Origin of the sequence: Staphylococcus sp. EG-SA-14 (assembly GCF_017151935.1) — a bacterium.
Taxonomy (GTDB): domain Bacteria; phylum Bacillota; class Bacilli; order Staphylococcales; family Staphylococcaceae; genus Staphylococcus; species Staphylococcus aureus.
Genome location: NZ_JACVZM010000078.1, coordinates 1 through 329 on the forward strand (window position 1 = coordinate 1; position 329 = coordinate 329).

The 329-nt window shown below is 38.6% G+C and carries 1 tRNA gene; it reads left to right on the plus strand.

What is annotated here, in order from left to right:
• Positions 1 to 131 precede the first annotated feature (131 nt).
• Positions 132 to 208 (plus strand) — tRNA-Ile (locus IDG63_RS14360).
• Positions 209 to 329 lie beyond the last annotated feature (121 nt).

Genomic DNA, 329 nt, shown 5'->3' on the forward strand with positions numbered 1-329 from the left:
GTAGCCGTATCGGAAGGTGCGGCTGGATCACCTCCTTTCTAAGGATATATTCGGAACATCTTCTTCAGAAGATGCGGAATAACGTGACATATTGTATTCAGTTTTGAATGTTTATTTAACATTCAAAAAATGGGCCTATAGCTCAGCTGGTTAGAGCGCACGCCTGATAAGCGTGAGGTCGGTGGTTCGAGTCCACTTAGGCCCACCATTATTTGTACATTGAAAACTAGATAAGTAAGTAAAATATAGATTTTACCAAGCAAAACCGAGTGAATAAAGAGTTTTAAATAAGCTTGAATTCATAAGAAATAATCGCTAGTGTTCGAAAG